The following is a 14,769-nucleotide window of genomic DNA, read 5'->3' on the forward strand; positions in this document are numbered from 1 at the left end:
CCTTTCCAGCCGCCGTCGCCAGTGGCGGCGGCCATGATTCGTCTTTGGATGCATGTGTCGCTCTATTTGTGAAAAGGTTTCGTGCTGCGACGGCATCAGTATTCAATGCTTCGGGAGCGTTGTCAACAGAATTCATGCGGCCGACCTGCACACTCACGCCAGCAAAGCGTCGGATGCCCACTACCATGAGCGAATGAGCGAGCAAAAGGTTTCGTCCGGCCGGGCCACGCTGGCAGAGATCGCCCGCGATGCGTCGGTGTCGATGTCGACGGTGTCGAAGGTGCTCAACGGCCGGACCGGTGTTTCGGATGCCGTGCGCGAGCGAATCGAAGGACTACTTCATACCGCGGGCTACAGCCGCCGCGGTGCCGCGCACGACCAGGGCAAGCTCATCGAGCTCGTGTTCGACAACATCGACAGTGAGTGGTCGCTCCAGATCATCCGTGGAGTGGAAGGCGTCGCGCGGCAGAACGGGTTGAGTGTCATCCTGACCGAGAGCGGCCAGCGACTATCGCTCGCTCCCGGCTGGATCGACGGGATCCTGCGACGGCAACCGGTCGGAGTCATCCTGCTCTTCTCCAACCTGTCCGTCGACCACAAACGGCAGCTGGCGACCCGCAACATCCCCTTCGTCGTGCTCGATCCGGCCGGGGATCCGGATCCGGATGTCTCGTCGGTGGGTTCCGGCAACTGGTCGGGCGGCCTCGCCGCGACCCGTCACCTCATCGAGCTGGGGCACCGCCGCATCGCCATGGTGAACGGCCCGTCGGAGATGCTGTGCTCGCGAGCGCGGCTGTCGGGCTACCGGTCCGCACTGGAAGAGGCGGGGATCGCGTTCGATCCGACGCTGATCGATGGTGGCCAGTTCCACTACGAGGACGGCGTCGCCGCAGGCACGAGGATCCTCACGATGCCGGACCGACCGACCGCGATCTTCGCCGGCAACGACCTTCAGGCGTTCGGGGTCTATGAAGCCGCGCGCCTGCTGGGGTTACGGGTGCCGGACGACGTCTCGGTGGTGGGCTACGACGATGTGCCGAGCGCAAGTTGGATGGGGCCGAAGCTCACGACGGTGCACCAACCGCTGATCGAGATGGCCGAGCAGGCGACGCGCCTCGTGCTCGCGCTGCGCGACGATCCGCATCGCAAACTCGTGCGGATAGACCTCGCGACGAGTCTCGTGGTGCGGGAGAGCACGGCGCCCCCGCGCCAATGAGTTCGTGAACTCGGCGACATATTTCCGTCAATTTCGAGAAAACTTGCGTTGACGCTTGCGACCGGGATAACGTAACGGCACACGCACCGGGGACTGTGACGCCCCCGGCCAACCCGGCGAAGGAGTCTGCGCAGATGAGTCGTCCCTCGCTCGGTGTGGCTCTCATCGGCTATGGCTTCATGGGGGCTGCCCATTCTCAGGCGTGGCGCGTGGCCCCTCGTTTCTTCGACCTTCCGGTCGAGCCGCGGATGTCGGTGATCGTCGGTCGCGACCGCTCGCGCGTCGAGGCCGCCGGCAAGCGATTCGGCTGGGCAGAGACAGAGACCGACTGGCGGCGGGCGATCGAGCGCGACGACATCGATCTCGTGGACATCTGCAGCCCCGGTTCCACCCACGCCGAGATAGCGATCGCAGCGCTCGAGGCCGGCAAGCACGTGCTCTGCGAAAAGCCCCTTGCGAACACGGTGGAGGAAGCCGAGCGGATGGCCGAAGCGGCCCGGCGTGCGGCCGGGCGCGGCGTGTACGCCATGGTGGGCTTCAGCTATCGGCGGGTGCCCGCGATCACCTTCGCCCGCGACCTGGTCGCGGCCGGAAGGATCGGCGAACTGAGGCAGGTGCGCGCCCTCTACCTGCAGGACTGGCTGGTGGATGCGGACGGCCCGATGACGTGGCGGCTCGACAGGGAACTCGCGGGTTCGGGTTCGCTCGGAGACATCGGGGCGCACGCCATCGATGCGGTGCAGTTCGTCACGGGTCGGAGCGTGGAGAGCGTGAGCGGCATCCTGCAGACCCTCGTGTCGGAACGGCCGCTGCTCGCAGAAGCCATCGGGCTGAGTGGCACCGCGTCGACCGAGCGAGGGCGGGTGACAGTGGATGACGTCGCGCTGTTCACGGCCCGGCTGAACGGCGGGGTACTCGGGTCTTTCGAGGCCACTCGATTCGCGACCGGGCGCAAGAACGCCTTCCGTCTCGAGTTCAGCGGGTCGGAGGGTGCACTCGCCTTCGACCTCGAGCGGATGAACGAACTCGAGTTCTACGACAGCACCGACCCGGCGGGCCTGCGTGGCTTCCGCCGCATCCTCGTGACAGAGCCGGAGCATCCGTATATGGCCGCCTGGTGGCCGACCGGGCACGGTATCGGGTACGAACACCCGTTCTCGCACCAGGTGCGGGACCTGGTGTGCGACATCGCGGCGGGCGTCCAGCCGCGCCCCTCGTTCGACGAGGGGCTGCAGGTGCAGCGGGTGCTGGAGGCGGTCGAAGCCAGTTCGGCGGCCGGGAGCGCGTGGATCGCCGTCGACGACAGATCTGAAATGCAGCAATCATGAGCGGCAGTCTCGCTCCGAGGAGGAGAACTCGATGACATCGGCAACACCAAGGGGGCGCACGGCGCTCATCGTGCGCGGCGGCTGGGACGGTCACCAACCCGTCGAGACCACCGACTCGATGATTCCGTTCCTGGAAACGAACGGATTCACGGTGCGAATCGAGGAGTCACCCGCCGTGTATACGGATGCCGACTACCTCGGCACCGTCGACCTGATCCTGCAGATCAACACCATGGCGTCCATCACGAAGGACGAATTCGCCGGGCTGCAGAGGGCCGTACTTGACGGCACCGGGATGGCCGGATGGCACGGCGGAATCGCCGACTCGTACCGTGACAACGCGGACTACCTGCACATGATCGGCGGGCAGTTCGCCCATCATGCGAGCAAGGATCCGGCCGAGCGCACCGGTGAGCAGTCCGACAACTACATCCCGTATACGGTGCACATCACGGAGCTGGGGCGCGAGCATCCGATCACTCGTGGAATCGACGACTTCGACCTGGTGACGGAGCAGTACTGGGTGTTGAGCGACGAGTACAACGACGTGCTCGCGACGACGACACAATCCGTTCGCCCCTGGGACGCCTGGAATCGTCCGGTCACCGCTCCGGCGATCTGGACACGGCAGTGGGGGAAGGGCCGGATCTTCGTCTCTGCTCCCGGGCATCGGCTCGAGGTTCTCGATGACCCGAATGTACGCACGATTGTGGAGAGGGGCCTCCTGTGGGCGGCACGTTGAATATCGGAATCGTCGGCGTCGGCACGATCAGCGCACAGTACTTCGCGGAATTCCCGAAACTGACCGGATTGCGGGTGGTGGCGGTCGCCGATGTCAACGAGGTCCGTGCTGCCGAGGTGGCGGCGGAGCAGGGAGTCGAGGCTCTCAGCGTCGACGCGCTGCTCGCCGATCCACGCATCGACGCGGTGTTGAACCTCACCATTCCGGCGGCGCATGTGGAGATCGCGACCCGTGCGCTCGAGGCGGGCAAGCATGTCTACGGCGAGAAGCCGCTGGCACTGCACCCCGACGAAGCGGTGGCGATGCTCGAGCTCGCGAGCCGGAACGGGTTGCGCGTGGGCAGTGCTCCGGACACAGTGCTGGGCACGGGCGTCCAGACCGCGCGGGCGCTGCTGGACTCGGGTGCAGTCGGCGAGCCAGTCGCCGCAGCCGTGCACTGGAGCGCGCCGGGCCATGAGCTCTGGCATCCGGCGGCCGGGTTCTATTACCAGCCCGGCGGCGGTCCGCTGTTCGATATGGCCCCGTACTACCTCACCACCCTTGTCACGCTGCTCGGACCGGTGATCCGAGTCTCCGGCGTCGCGACGCGGTCGAACCGGGAGCGCACGATCGCCACCGGTGATCGGGCCGGCAGCAGCATCACCGTCGATGTCGACACGCACGTCAGTGCGATCCTCGAACATGCGAACGGGGTCACCTCGACCCTCACGGTCAGCTTCGAAGTATGGGCCTCACGCGCCCCCCTGTTCGAGCTCTACGGTACGACCGGCACGATCGCGGTGCCGGATCCCAACCGGTTCTCCGACCCGGTGGAAGTCTGGACGGTAGCCGAGCCGGAATGGACGGAGGTGCCCGCGTCGGCGGGGTACGCGGATGCCGGACGCGGCGTCGGCCTCGCGGATCTCGCGCACGCGATCGAGACCGATCGGCCGCACCGGGCATCGGGGGAACTGGGCTTCCATGTGCTCGAGATCATGGATGCCGTGCTCCGTGCGGCGCGCGAGCACCGGGTGGTCGAGCTCACCAGCACGGTCGCGCGACCGGAGCCCGTGCCCTTCGGGGCGACGCCCAACGGGTGGTGAGCCGCGGGCTCGCCGCGCTGCGGTCAGTCGCGCGCCGCGTACTGCTCCCGGATGACCGCGCGCGTGTCTCGAGCCGGGCGCGCCGAGAGTTCGAGCGCCCAGTCCGGGCGCGAGCCCGTGAGCGCCCAGGCGGCCTGCACTGCCGCACCGAAGGCAACGTATTCGGCCGGCGACGGCACTTCGACTGGCAGGTCGAATACCTGGCCGGCGATGGTCGCGACCGCCTCGTTCTGGGCGGCGCCACCGATCAGCAGGATGCGCCGGGCATCGACGCCCTGCGCGCGGATCGCGTCGAGTCCGTCGGCGAGCCCGCACAGCATCCCCTCGATGGCGGCCCTCGCGAGGTTGGCGCGGGTTGTGGATGCCAGGGTGAGGCCGAACAGGGTTGCGGTTGCATCGGGCCGGTTCGGGGTTCGTTCCCCCTCGAAATACGGTTGAAGCACCGCGCCTCCGGCGCCGGGAGGGGCTTCGAGGGCGAGCCGGCCGAGTTCGGCGTGGTCGACACCGAGCAGGCCAGCGACCGAGTCGATCACGCGCGCAGCGTTCAGGGTAGCGACGAGCGGGAGGAACGCGCCGCTCGCATCCGCGAATCCGGCCACCGTGCCGGAGGGGTCGGCCGACACGGTCTCGGTGACGGCGAAGACGGTGCCGCTTGTGCCGATCGAGACGACGACATCGCCAGGGCCGGCACCCAGCCCGAGCGCCGCGGCGGCGTTGTCGCCCGCGCCGACCCCGATCACCCGGCCGAGGCGGATGCCGTGCTTCGCGAAGGCGGCGGTCTCGCCACCCCGCGCACCGGGCTTCATGACCCGGGGGAGGATCGCCGGATGCCCGAGGGCGAGCTCGAACATCTCGAAGTCGTACCGCCCGGAGTTCGGGTTCCAATAGCCGGTGCCGCTCGCATCCGACCGGTCTGTGATGAGCTCCTCGAGCCGCGGACCGTAGACGCTCTCGCTCTCGGGGCCGAACCCGCGCAGCCGCCACGTGAGCCAGTCGTGAGGAAGCAGGACCGCCTCGACCCGTGCCGCATTCTCGGGCTCTGTGTCCCGCAGCCACCGCAGCTTGGTCGCTGTGAAGCTCGCGACGGGTACAAGGCCGGTTCGGCGCGCACACTCCTCGGCGCCGACCTCGGAAATGAGATCGCGTGCCGCCTGTGCCGAACGTGTGTCATTCCAGAGCAGGGCTGGACGGATGACGCGACCCTCGGCATCCAGGACCACCATGCCGTGCTGCTGGCCGGCGACGGAGATGGCGGCGACGTCGGCGAGGCCGCCCGCGTCGTCGATCGCGGCGAGCAGGGCATCCCACCACGCTGCCGGGTCGACTTCCGTGCCCTCGGGGTGCGGCGCCCGGCCGGAGCGCACCACCTCACCGGTGTCGGTGTCGCGAATCACGACCTTGCAACTCTGCGTCGATGAATCGACCCCGGCGACCCGTGTCATGCTTGCTCGCTCCGCCCGCGATCCGGGGTCAGCGCGCGCCGAGCAGGTGCTCGAGCGCCAGCTGGTTGAGACGCACGAAGCCGAAGCCCTTGCCGCCGAAGTACGAATCCGTGTCGAAGTCCTCGTAGGCGCCGCGATCGGCGAGCAGGTCGTCGTAGGTCTCGCCCGCTGCGAGGGTGGTCTCCTGAATCTGAGCGACGCGGGAGGCCGCGAGTGCCTCCTGCACCTCCGGGTCGGCGCGGAAGGCCGCGGCCCGCTCCTTGAGCAGCAGGTAGGTGCGCATGTTCGCCGCGGCGGAATCCCAGACGCCGGTGATGTCTTCGGTGCGGCTCGGCTTGTAGTCGAAGTGCCGCGGTCCGTCGTAGCTCGCCCCGCCGTTCGCGCCACCGTTTTCGAGAAGGTCGACCAGCGCGAAGGCGTTGGCGAGGTCGCCGTGTCCGAAGACCAGGTCTTGGTCGTACTTGATGCCCTTCTGGCCGTTCAGGTCGATGTGGAAGAGCTTGCCCTGGTAGAGCGCCTGGGCGATGCCGGAGGTGAAGTTGAGGCCGGCCATCTGCTCGTGCCCCACCTCGGGGTTCACGCCGAACAGCTCGGGCCGTTCGAGGGTCTCGATGAACGCGATAGCGTGGCCGACGGTGGGCAGCAGGATGTCGCCGCGCGGCTCGTTGGGCTTCGGCTCGATCGCGAACCGGATGTCGTAGCCCTTGTCGGTGACGTACTGGGCGAACACATTGACGGCTTCGCGATACCGCTCGAGGGCGCCGCGGATGTCTTTGGCCGAGTCGTATTCCGCGCCCTCGCGGCCGCCCCACATTACGAAGGTCTTCGCGCCGAGTTCGACACCGAGCTCGAGCTGGCGCATAGCCTTGCGCATCGCGAACCGGCGTACTCCCCGATCGTTGGAGGTGAAGCCGCCGTCCTTGAAGACGGGGGCGCTGAAAAGGTTCGTGGTGACCATCGGGATGATGAGCCCGGTGTCGCTCAGGGCCTGCTTGAGACGGTCGATCTGCTTCTGGCGGTCGGCATCCGACGAGCCGAAGGCGAACAGGTCGTCGTCGTGGAAGGTCAGGCCGTAGGCGCCGAGCTCGGCGAGGCGGGTGACGGCCTCGACCACGTCGAGAGGGGGACGGGTGGGTCCGCCGAAGGGGTCGGATCCGTTGTAACCGACCGTCCAGAGGCCGAAGGAGAACTTGTCGTCACGGGTGGGGGTGGGAGCCATAGCGGTGAATCCTTCAGCGTCATCGATGATTTGTTGTTGTGGAGAACATATCAGGGGTCGTGCCGAATTTCGAGACTCAAACAACATATCCTTCTGACATGCCTTCCCCAACGACGATCGACGACCCACCGATGGGGCGGGGCAACAGCAACGATTCCCTGCGTCGACACAACCTGTCGGTGATTCTCGAGCTCGTCCACCGCAACCGCGGACTCTCGAGATCGCAGCTCACCCGGCAGACCGGCCTCAATCGTTCGACGATCGCTGCGCTGGTGTCGGAGCTCGTGGCGCTCGGTCTCACGATCGAGGGGGAGCCGGACCCCGGCAACCGGGTCGGAAGGCCGAGCCCGATGGTTCGACCCGACCCCTCCACCGTCGGAATCGCCGTCAACCCCGAGATCGACGCCGTGACGATCGGAGTGGTCGGGCTGGGCGGATCCGTTGTCGAGCGGGTGCGGTATCCGGTCGACCACCCTCCGAAGGTGCGCGAGGCAGTCGACATCGCCGCGGAGGGAATCGCGAAGCTGCGGGTCGACCTCGATCCCCGGTATCGGATCCGCGGCATCGGAGCCGCGATCCCCGGTCTGGTGCGCACACGGGACGGGCTGGTACGGCTGGCGCCGCATCTCGGCTGGCACGACGAGCCCTTCGCCGAGCTGCTCGCCGCCGCGACCGGGATGCCCGTCGTCGCCGCAAACGACGCCCACCTCGGCAGCCGTGCCGAGAGCACCTTCGGCGCCGCGCGAGACATCCGGGACCTCATCTACCTCAATGGCGGGGCCAGCGGAATCGGCGGAGGCATCGTCTCCGGGGGACAGCCGCTCGGAGGTACCGCCGGATACGCCGGCGAACTCGGGCACACCCTGGTCACCGGTGACGGGATCCCCTGTCACTGCGGGGCGAGCGGATGCCTCGAAACCGAGGTGCGTCGGGAACACCTGCTTGCGCTCGTGGGTCTCTCGAACGCAGACGGCGACGAACTCGAGGTCGCGCTCAGCACCTCGACGGATCCGGCGGTGAGCACGGAGGTGCGCCGGCAACTCGACTTCCTCGGCGTGGCACTACGCAATGCCATCAACATGCTCAACCCCCGGCTCATCGTCCTCGGCGGGTTCCTCGCTTCGCTGTATGCGGTCGATCCGAGCCATCTCGACGCGCTGCTCGCGACGCAGCCGCTGGCGGCCTCGCGGGAATCGGTGACGGTGGTACGCACGCGACTCGGCTCCGACCTCCTGTTGGTCGGGGCGGCTGAGCTGGTCTTCGAGACCCTGATCGCCGATCCCGCCTCGGTCGGCCCGCCGGTGCGACCGTGATGCGCTGGGAAATTGCCGGGAATAGTCTGCGTCCGAGCCGGTTGATCCTCTAAGTGACCACGACCCTTCACCCCGGAGACTCCCTTTCCCGGCGCCAGCGCCTCGTCTATGTGCTCGTGCTCGGAGCGCTGACCGCCCTCGGGCCGTTCACTATCGACCTCTACCTTCCGGCCTTCCCTGCCCTGCAGCACGACCTCGGCGTGACCCCGGCGATCATCCAGCTCACGCTCACGGCAACGACCATCGGGTTCGGAGTCGGCCAGCTGCTTGTCGGTCCATGGAGCGACAAGGTGGGCCGCCGCATCCCGCTCATCGTGGCCAGCTCGCTGCATGTGCTCGCGAGCCTCGGGGCGGTGCTTTCGCCTGACATCGTCTGGCTCGGGTTCTTCCGGGTGCTGCAGGGGATGGGCGCGGCGGCCGGCGGCGTTGTGGCGATGGCGCTCGTGCGAGACCTCTTCGGCGGCGTACCCCTGGTGCGGATGCTGTCGAGACTCGCCCTGGTGAGCGGGCTCGCTCCCATCCTCGCGCCGGTGATCGGATCCCAGCTGTTGCGCATCGTCGACTGGCGGGGCATCTTCGTCTTCCTCACGGCCTACGGCGTGCTCGTCGTGCTCGCTGCAGTGTTCTTCATCGTGGAGACCCTTCCCCCGGCCCGTCGCGCGGACACCGGCCACAGCACCGCGCGCGAGCGTTACGGGGCGATCTTCAGCGACCGCATCTTCGTCGGCGTCGCGATCATCGGGGCGATGAGTTTCTCGGGCCTGTTCGCCTATCTCTCGGCATCGTCGTTCCTGTTCCAGGAGGTGTACGGACTCAGTGCCCAGGAGTTCGGGTTGCTCTTCGCGATCAATTCGCTCGGAGTGGTGGCGGGAGTGCAGATCAGTTCCCGCCTCGTGCGCCGGGTCGGGCCGCAGTGGATCCTGGCCTGCTCGACCGCGGTGTTGCTCGTCTCATCGCTCACGATCGTTCTTCTCGACGCGCTCCATGTCGGGCTGCTCGGCATCCTGATCCCGCTGTGGTTCTTCATCGCCGCGTGCGGGTTCGGGTTCCCGCTCGTGCAGGTGCTCGGACTGGTGAATCACGCGGGGGAGGCAGCCACGGCGGCATCCGTGCTCGGAGCGGTGAACTTCGGGCTCGCGGGCCTGATCTCGCCGATCGTCGGGCTGTTCGGCATCCACAATGCGGTGCCGATGGGCACGGTGATGGCGGCGACCTCCGCGGTATCCGTGCTCGCACTCTGGTTCGTCGTGCGGCCCCGAACGGTGCCGGCCCTCGGGCACTGACCGGCACGCACCTCGTCTGTTTCAGTGCTTGCATGCGTGTCTGCATGCCTGCCTGCCTGCCCGCTCGAAATGCAGGAATTGTTGTGACGGATGTTGCGGAGGAGGCTCATGCGTCACTCCAGTCACGGGTGATCCTGCATTTCGTGCGGGAGCGTGGCGGGAGTGGGGCCGGGTGCTGCCGAGGCTGAGGCCGCTCGCCGGGGCCGCTCTTCAGTGCCTGCCTGCTCGAAATGCAGGAATTGTTGTGACGGATGTTGCGGATGAGGCTCATGTGTCACTCCAGTCACGGGTGATCCTGCATTTCGTGCGGGAGCGTGGCAGGAGCGTGCGGGGCGGGGCGGGGCGTGGCGGGGCGTGGCGGGAGCGTGGCGGGAGCGTGGCGGGGCGCGGCGGAGCGTGGCGGGGCGCGGCGGGGTGGGCGGGGCAGCGCCAGTGTGGTCTGCAGCGGACACCACCTCTGACTGCTGAGGCAATGACAACGTTGTACTCTCACATCAGGCGACGGATTCTGCGCCGGTGGAGAGTCTGCGGGAGAGCGGTGCGATGTCGATCACGATGCATGATGTCGCGCGGGTCGCCGGCGTCTCGATCAAGACCGTGTCGAACGTCGTCAACGACTACCCCTACATCCGGCCGGAGACGCGGCAGCGCGTGCTCGACGCCATCGAGGAGCTGGGGTACCGCCCGAATCTGTCGGCTCGCGGGCTGCGTTCCGGGCGCACCGGGGTCATCAGCCTCATCATCCCCGACCTGAGGAATGCCTACTTCGCCGAACTCGCGGATGCCGTGATGCGCGCCGCCGCCGACCAGGGTCTCTCGGTGATCATCGAGCAATCGGGCGACACCCGCGAGAGCGAGCTCGCGCTGCTCCGAGGCCCCCGAATGCAGATGGTCGACGGCGTGCTGTACAGCGTGCTGGCCCTCGGCGAGAGCGATGCACACCTGCTCGACCAGGTGCAGGTGCCGATGGTGCTACTCGGTGAGCGCATCTTCCATGGCCCGACCGACCACGTCACGATGCGCAACACCGAGGCCTCCCGTGCGGCCACCGAGCACCTGATCTCACTCGGGCGCCGCCGGATCGTCGCTCTCGGCGCTCACCGTGGCGAGGTGATCGGTTCGGCCGGACTGCGGCTGAGCGGCTATTGCGAGGCACTGGATGCCGCGGGCATCGAGTACGACGAACGTCTCGTCTGCGAGGTCGGAGGGTGGTTCCGCTCTGGTGGGGCGGAGGGGATGCGGTCGCTTCTTGCCTCTGGCGTCGACTTCGACGGTGTCGTCGCGTTCAACGACTCGATGGCGCTCGGCGGAATGCGCGTGATGCAGGAGGCGGGCATCCGCATTCCGCAGGATGTCTCGGTGATCGGATTCGACGACATCGACGAGACCCGCTACACCCTCCCCACCCTGTCGACCATCAACCCGGGACGGGAGGAGATCGCTCGGGTGGCGGTGGCGTACCTCCTCGAGCGAATCTCCCGGCCGGGCGCGGAGATCCCACCCCGGGAATATCTCTCGGACTTCCAGGTCGTGGCGCGGGAGTCGACGGGCGTGCTCGCCGGGTAACTGCTCGGCACCGATTCGCGATGTGCTCTTGACATCGGTCCGGCTGCTCAGGAAGATGTTCCTACAACGTTTACCTACAACGTTGTAGAACACTTTTCAGGCAGCGGGAATCAACGACTGCCGATGGCGAGGTCGCCACCGGCCGGACGGAGTGATCCGCTCTGAACAGGCCGCCGAATCGATCCTTCGCACCGAAACGATCCGGCTGATCAGCACCTTCAGACAACGAAGTCCATGCAGCACCGAAGGGAATCCCCGTGAAAAAAAGAATCCTTGTCGCCGCGGCTACCGCCATCGCACTCGCGGCCACACTTGCCGCCTGTAGCAGCGGAGGCGGCACGACCAATGCCAAACCGACCAACTGCACCAACAAGATCGTCGACAAGAAGGCCCCCGTCGTCTCGGTCTGGGCGTGGTATCCGAACATGGCGAAGGTCGTCGACAACTTCAACAACGCCCACACCGACGTGCAGGTCTGCTGGACCGTCGCAGGCCAGGGCGCGCCGGAGTACGCGAAGTTCCAGACGGCGATCTCGGCCGGAAAGGGTGCGCCGGATGTGATCATGCTCGAAGCCGACCAGCTCACCGGCTTCGAGATCCAGAAGGCGCTCGTCGACCTGAGCAAGTACGGGGCGGACGACGTGAAGAAGAACTTCAGCGACGGCGCCTGGAAGGATGTCTCGCAGGGCAGCGCGGTCTATGCCATCCCGGTCGACGGCGGACCGATGGCCATGATCTACCGCAAGGACATCTTCGACAAGTACGGCATCACGACCCCGCCCACCACCTGGGCAGAGTACGCGGCAGACGCGCAGAAGGTGAAGGATGCCGGAGGGCCCGCCTTCGGCGACCTCGGAAGCAACGTGCCGGCGGCCACCACCGCCCTCATCGCGCAGAAGGGTGCAGTGCCGTTCACCTATGACCTCGCCGACCCGAAGAACGTGACGATCGATCTCGACTCCCAGCCGGCGAAGGATGTGCTCGACTACTGGGCAGACCTGTCGAAGAAGGGGCTCGTCGGCAAGGAAGACCAGTTCACGACGGACTACATCTCCGGCGTCGTCGGTGGCAAGTACGCCACCTACATCTCGGCGGCGTGGGCTCCCGGCTACCTCACCGGCGCCGGAGTCGGCAAGGGGTCCGAAAAGGGCCAGTTCGCGGTCGCGGCTCTGCCGCAGTGGGACGTGAGCAACCCGGTCTCGGTCAACTGGGGCGGCTCCACCTTCGCCGTCACCTCCCAGGCCAGCGACAAGAAGCTCTCGGCGATCGTGGCCAAGGGGCTCTATGCCGATGACGCCTCGCTCACAGACGGCTGGAAGACCCAGACCATCTTCCCGCTGAACCAGGGCGTGCTGAAGTCGGACGCGTTCGTCAACAACCCCGTCGAGTTCTTCAACGGCCAGACCGCGAACAAGGACATCTACGTTCCGGCTGAGAACCTCTACAAGGGCTTCAACTACAGCCCCTTCTCCGTGTACTACTACGCGCAGCTGCAGGCGGAGATCGTGAAGATCAACGCCGGCAAGATCTCGGGAGCGGATGCCGCCACCGAGCTGCAGGCCACGATGGTCAAGTACGCCAAGCAGCAGGGCTTCACCGTCAAGTAGCGTTCCCTGCCCGATCCTCAGCGGATGTCGGCCGGCCTTCGAGTCGGAGGCCGGCCGACATCCCGACCACCCTTTCGCATCCCCACCAGGAGGATTCCCATGGCAGACGCGCCAGCGGCATTCCCGGCCACCCGGTCGCGAGCCGCCCAGCCACGCACACTGGCCAAAAAGCCGGGCAAGTCATCCCGCAGTCGCAAGCACGCGCTCACCGGCTGGCTGTTCATCGCTCCCTTCGCGCTGGTCTTCCTCGTCTTCCTCGTCGCCCCACTCGTCTACGCCTTCTACCTGAGCCTCTACACGAAGGGTCTCGCGACCGGCACGACGTTCGCGGGCATCGACAACTATGTGCGGGCTTTCACCGACCCCTCGTTCCTCAAGGGCATCTCGTTCGTCATCAGGTTCTCACTCGTGCTCATCCCCCTGCAGATGGCCGTCTCCCTCGCCGCCGCCCTGGTGCTCGACAGCATCACCACCCGGTTCGCGCGATTCTCGCGACTGATGATCTTCCTGCCCTACGCGATTCCCGCGGTGATCGGTGCGCTCATGTGGGGCTTCCTCTACAGCCCCAGCTTCGGCCCGCTGCAGCAGATCTTCGGGCTCTTCAACCAGCCGGCGCCGGTGCTGCTGAACGCGGACAACATCTTCGGGAGCCTCCTCAACGTGGTGACCTGGCAATGGGCCGGGTACTACATGATCATCATCTACGCGGCCCTCCAGGGGATCGACCCCTCTCTCTACGAGGCCGCGCGTATCGACGGGGCCAACGCCCGGCAGATCGCGTTCCGCATCAAGATCCCGATGGTCTCCTCGGCGCTGGTGTTGATCCTGGTCTTCGCACTCATCGGCACCCTCCAGTTCTTCACGGAACCCCAGGTGCTCGGCCCGGTGGCGAACGGCACGATCACGCCCGACTTCACCCCCAACATCTACGCCTTCAATCTCGCTTTCTCCTACGCGCAGTTCAACTACGCGTCGGCGATCTCGTTCGCGCTCGGAATCGTGGTCTTCATCGGCGTCTACCTCTTCCTCTTCTTCACACGCAAGCGCGGGAGCCTCTTCTCATGACTACCATCCGCACCGGGCGGGGGCCGCGACGTCGCCGGCCCAACGTCATCGCCCACCTCTTCCTCGGCGTGCTCGTGGTCTATTTCCTCGTGCCGCTCTGGTTCCTCATTGTCGCGAGCACCAAGGATGCCCATGGGCTGTTCGCGGGTTCGGCCGGCGCGCTCTGGTTCGACAAGACCATCGACTTCTTCGGCAACCTCGGCGGCCTGTTCACCTACAACGGCGGAATCTACCTGCGGTGGATGGGTAACTCGGCGCTCTATGCCATCTGCGGCGGACTCGGCGCGACGGTCCTCGCGGTGCTCGCCGGCTACGGGTTCGCGAAGTTCGCCTTCCGGGGCCGCAACCTGTCTTTCGCGATCCTGCTCGGATCCGTCATGGTGCCGCTCACCGCCCTCGTCATCCCTACCTTCGTCCTGCTGTCGCAGCTGGGGCTCACCGACACGATCTGGGCGGTCATCCTGCCCTCGCTGCTCAATCCGTTCGGGGTCTACCTCATGCGGGTCTACGCGGCAGATGCCGTGCCCGATGAGCTCCTGGATGCCGCCAGGATGGATGGCGCGGGGGAGTTCCGCACCTTCTTCCAGGTGGCACTTCCCCTGATGCGACCCGCGGTGATCACCGTGCTGCTGCTCTCCGTCGTCGGCACGTGGAACAACTATTTCCTGCCGCTCGCGATGCTCTCCAACACCAACCTCTTCCCGATCACGGTCGGGATCGGGCTCTGGGAAGGCCTCGCCTCCTCCAACAACGGGGGCGGGCAGTCCCTGTGGAGTCTCATCATCATCGGCTCCCTCCTCTCCATCGTCCCCCTGATCGTCGCGTTCCTCTCCCTGCAGAAGTACTGGCAGGGCGGGCTCTCGCTCGGCAGCCTCAAGTGACCCTGATCCACGACACACGGAAGAC

General features: G+C 66.7%; 12 protein-coding genes. 10 read left to right on the plus strand and 2 right to left on the minus strand.

Annotation, left to right across the window (positions count from 1 at the left end):
- Positions 1-193: 193 nt before the first annotated feature.
- The 4 genes from ACVXZ4_RS02890 to ACVXZ4_RS02905 all read left to right on the plus strand — a co-directional run bounded on the left by ACVXZ4_RS02890 (position 194) and on the right by ACVXZ4_RS02905 (position 4,368).
- Positions 194-1,216: a LacI family DNA-binding transcriptional regulator gene (locus tag ACVXZ4_RS02890; RefSeq protein WP_461796739.1), complete on the plus strand. Its 1,023-nt coding sequence runs from the start codon at positions 194-196 to the stop codon at positions 1,214-1,216.
- A gap of 134 nt (positions 1,217-1,350) precedes the next feature.
- Positions 1,351-2,544, plus strand: a complete 1,194-nt coding sequence (locus ACVXZ4_RS02895) for a Gfo/Idh/MocA family protein (protein ID WP_461796740.1) — start codon at positions 1,351-1,353, stop codon at positions 2,542-2,544.
- Positions 2,545-2,575: 31 nt separating this feature from the next.
- Positions 2,576-3,286, plus strand: coding sequence for a ThuA domain-containing protein (locus ACVXZ4_RS02900; RefSeq protein WP_461796741.1), 711 nt, complete (start codon positions 2,576-2,578; stop codon positions 3,284-3,286).
- On the plus strand, positions 3,271-4,368 hold the full coding sequence (locus ACVXZ4_RS02905) for a Gfo/Idh/MocA family protein (protein WP_461796742.1): 1,098 nt from the start codon (positions 3,271-3,273) through the stop codon (positions 4,366-4,368). Before ACVXZ4_RS02900 ends, ACVXZ4_RS02905 begins: the two co-directional genes overlap by 16 nt.
- A 23-nt stretch (positions 4,369-4,391) precedes the next feature.
- On the opposite strand, the gene xylB is transcribed toward ACVXZ4_RS02905, so the two are convergent.
- Positions 4,392-5,810 carry a xylulokinase gene (gene xylB, locus ACVXZ4_RS02910; protein ID WP_461796743.1) on the minus strand — a complete coding sequence of 473 codons (1,419 nt, stop codon included), beginning with the start codon at positions 5,808-5,810 and terminating at the stop codon, positions 4,392-4,394.
- A 28-nt stretch (positions 5,811-5,838) separates the two neighbouring features.
- Positions 5,839-7,029, minus strand: coding sequence for a xylose isomerase (gene xylA / locus ACVXZ4_RS02915; protein ID WP_461796744.1), 1,191 nt, complete (start codon positions 7,027-7,029; stop codon positions 5,839-5,841).
- A gap of 98 nt (positions 7,030-7,127) precedes the next feature.
- Between xylA and ACVXZ4_RS02920 the strand changes: the two genes are divergently transcribed.
- From ACVXZ4_RS02920 to ACVXZ4_RS02945, 6 genes are all read left to right on the plus strand, one after another.
- Complete coding sequence (locus tag ACVXZ4_RS02920; RefSeq protein WP_461796745.1) at positions 7,128-8,342, plus strand: ROK family protein; 1,215 nt, start codon at positions 7,128-7,130, stop codon at positions 8,340-8,342.
- 53 nt (positions 8,343-8,395) lie between these two features.
- Complete coding sequence (locus ACVXZ4_RS02925) at positions 8,396-9,625, plus strand: multidrug effflux MFS transporter (RefSeq protein ID WP_461796746.1); 1,230 nt, start codon at positions 8,396-8,398, stop codon at positions 9,623-9,625.
- A 543-nt stretch (positions 9,626-10,168) separates the two neighbouring features.
- Entirely contained in the window at positions 10,169-11,191 is a 1,023-nt protein-coding gene (locus ACVXZ4_RS02930; protein ID WP_461798053.1) for a LacI family DNA-binding transcriptional regulator, read from the plus strand.
- Positions 11,192-11,448: 257 nt separating this feature from the next.
- Positions 11,449-12,798: an extracellular solute-binding protein gene (locus ACVXZ4_RS02935; RefSeq protein ID WP_461796747.1), complete on the plus strand. Its 1,350-nt coding sequence runs from the start codon at positions 11,449-11,451 to the stop codon at positions 12,796-12,798.
- Positions 12,799-12,897: 99 nt separating this feature from the next.
- A complete protein-coding gene (locus ACVXZ4_RS02940; protein ID WP_461796748.1) occupies positions 12,898-13,863 on the plus strand; it encodes a carbohydrate ABC transporter permease in 966 nt (321 codons plus the stop codon).
- Positions 13,860-14,744, plus strand: a complete 885-nt coding sequence (locus tag ACVXZ4_RS02945; RefSeq protein WP_461796749.1) for a carbohydrate ABC transporter permease — start codon at positions 13,860-13,862, stop codon at positions 14,742-14,744. The genes ACVXZ4_RS02940 and ACVXZ4_RS02945 overlap by 4 nt, the downstream gene beginning before the upstream one ends.
- Positions 14,745-14,769: the final 25 nt, after the last annotated feature.

The sequence above is a fragment of the Lacisediminihabitans sp. FW035 genome (assembly GCF_054880895.1).

What these genes read in the sequence shown, in the direction of transcription:
- ACVXZ4_RS02890 (WP_461796739.1), top strand. Translation starts at nt 194, where the DNA reads ATGAGCGAGCAAAAGGTTTCGTCCGGCCGGGCCACGCTGGCAGAGATC.
- ACVXZ4_RS02895 (WP_461796740.1), top strand. Translation starts at nt 1,351, where the DNA reads ATGAGTCGTCCCTCGCTCGGTGTGGCTCTCATCGGCTATGGCTTCATG.
- ACVXZ4_RS02900 (WP_461796741.1), top strand. Translation starts at nt 2,576, where the DNA reads ATGACATCGGCAACACCAAGGGGGCGCACGGCGCTCATCGTGCGCGGC.
- xylB (WP_461796743.1), bottom strand. Translation starts at nt 5,810, where the DNA reads ATGACACGGGTCGCCGGGGTCGATTCATCGACGCAGAGTTGCAAGGTC.
- xylA (WP_461796744.1), bottom strand. Translation starts at nt 7,029, where the DNA reads ATGGCTCCCACCCCCACCCGTGACGACAAGTTCTCCTTCGGCCTCTGG.
- ACVXZ4_RS02920 (WP_461796745.1), top strand. Translation starts at nt 7,128, where the DNA reads ATGCCTTCCCCAACGACGATCGACGACCCACCGATGGGGCGGGGCAAC.
- ACVXZ4_RS02930 (WP_461798053.1), top strand. Translation starts at nt 10,169, where the DNA reads ATGTCGATCACGATGCATGATGTCGCGCGGGTCGCCGGCGTCTCGATC.
- ACVXZ4_RS02940 (WP_461796748.1), top strand. Translation starts at nt 12,898, where the DNA reads ATGGCAGACGCGCCAGCGGCATTCCCGGCCACCCGGTCGCGAGCCGCC.
- ACVXZ4_RS02945 (WP_461796749.1), top strand. Translation starts at nt 13,860, where the DNA reads ATGACTACCATCCGCACCGGGCGGGGGCCGCGACGTCGCCGGCCCAAC.